Annotated in this window: 2 protein-coding genes; both read left to right on the forward strand. The window is 71.5% G+C overall.

All coding sequences use genetic code 11. The features are described from left to right. A partial coding sequence (locus tag GTW43_RS14930) for an MFS transporter (RefSeq protein ID WP_161302377.1) occupies positions 1-1,053 on the forward strand: 1,053 nt, incomplete at its 5' end. Between the two features lie 126 nt (positions 1,054-1,179). Then, positions 1,180-1,732: ATP-binding cassette domain-containing protein (locus GTW43_RS14935; protein WP_161302379.1), on the forward strand; the 553-nt coding region annotated here is incomplete at its 3' end.

Consider the following 1,732-nt stretch of genomic DNA (forward strand, 5'->3'; position numbering starts at 1 on the left):
GAGCGCGCGAAGGCGTTCGGCATCTACGGCGCCATCGCGGGTGCGGGCGGCGCCGTCGGTCTGCTGCTCGGCGGTGTGCTCACGGAGTACCTGGACTGGCGCTGGTGCCTGTACGTGAACCTGCTGTTCGCCGTCGTCGCGATCCTCGGCGGCATGCGGCTGCTGCACGGCGGTCGCCCTGCCGACCGGCCCAAGCTGGATGTTCCCGGCACGATCCTGGTGTCGGTCGGCCTGTTCTGCATCGTCTACGGCTTCTCCAACGCGGAGTCGCACGCCTGGGGCGACGCGCAGACCTGGGGCTTCCTGGTGGTCGGCGCGGTCCTCCTCGTCGCCTTCGCCTGGTGGGAGACGCGGGCCGCTCACCCGCTCCTGCCCGTGCGGGTGGTCCTCGACCGGGACCGCGGAGCCTCGTACCTCGCCATGTTCATCTCCGGCGCCGGTCTGTTCGGTGTGTTCCTCTTCCTGACGTACTACCTCCAGCAGATCCTCGACTACTCGCCCGTGCTCACGGGCGTCGCCTTCCTGCCGATGGTGGGCTGCATGATCTTCTCGTCCGTGGTGGCGACCAACTCGCTGCTGCCACGGCTCGGCCCGAAGCCGCTCGTCCCGCTGGGCATGGCGCTCGCGGCCGGTTCGATGGCCTGGCTGACCGCGCTCGACACCCACAGCAGCTACGCCGCGCACGTCCTGCCCCCGCTGCTCGTCACGGGTGTCGGCCTCGGCCTGGTCTTCGCGACCGCGATGAACCTGGCGACGGCGGGCATCGCCGCGCACGACGCGGGCGTCGCGTCCGCGATGGTCAACACGAGCCAGCAGGTGGGCGGTTCGATCGGCACCGCCCTGCTCAACTCGCTGGCGACGACCGCCGCGGCCAACTATCTCGCGGGCAAGCGCCCGACCCCCGAGGTGCAGGTGAAGGCCGCGATGGAGAGCTACTCGACGGCGTACTGGTGGTCGGCGCTGTTCTTCGCCGTCGGCTTCGTCGTCACGCTCGTGCTGTACCGGCCGGGCCCGCCGAAGTCGCTGTCCGGCGGCGAAGCCGTCCACATGTGACCGTCCGCGGCGCGGCCCGCGTGGGGGCTGTCCCCCACACGGACCGGAGGACATCCTCGTTCCGCCTCTCCCGTCCCGTTCCTAGCGTGGATCACACGACAGGCAAGGACGGCACAGGGAGTCGTGATGATCGAGGCCAGGGGCCTGACCAAACGGTACGGCGAGACCGTCGCCGTGCAGGATCTGAGCTTCCGGGTACGGCCCGGTGGCGTCACGGGCTTCCTCGGGCCCAACGGCTCGGGGAAGTCCACCACGATGCGCATGATCATGGGCCTTGACCGGCCGGACGCCGGACGGGCGACGATCGGCGGGGTCTCCTACGCCGAACTGGCCTGGCCGCTGCGTGAGGTCGGCGCGCTCCTGGAGGCGCGCACCTTCCATCCCGGCCGCAGTGCGCGCAGCCATCTCGCCGCGCTCGCGGCGGGCGGCGGCATTCCGGCCCGGCGGGTGGACACGGTCCTGGAGACCGTCGGGCTGACCTCGGCTGCGGGGCGCAGGGCGGGCTCCTTCTCCCTGGGCATGGCGCAGCGGCTCGGGATCGCGGCGGCGCTGCTCGGCGACCCGGCCGTGCTCCTGTTCGACGAGCCGGTCAACGGCCTCGACCCCGAAGGCGTGCGCTGGATCCGGCGGTTGATGCGCTCGCTGGCCGCCGAGGGCCGTACGGTGCTGCTGTCGAGTC

Origin of the sequence: Streptomyces sp. SID5785, from assembly GCF_009870065.1 — a bacterium.
Classification (GTDB): domain Bacteria; phylum Actinomycetota; class Actinomycetes; order Streptomycetales; family Streptomycetaceae; genus Streptomyces.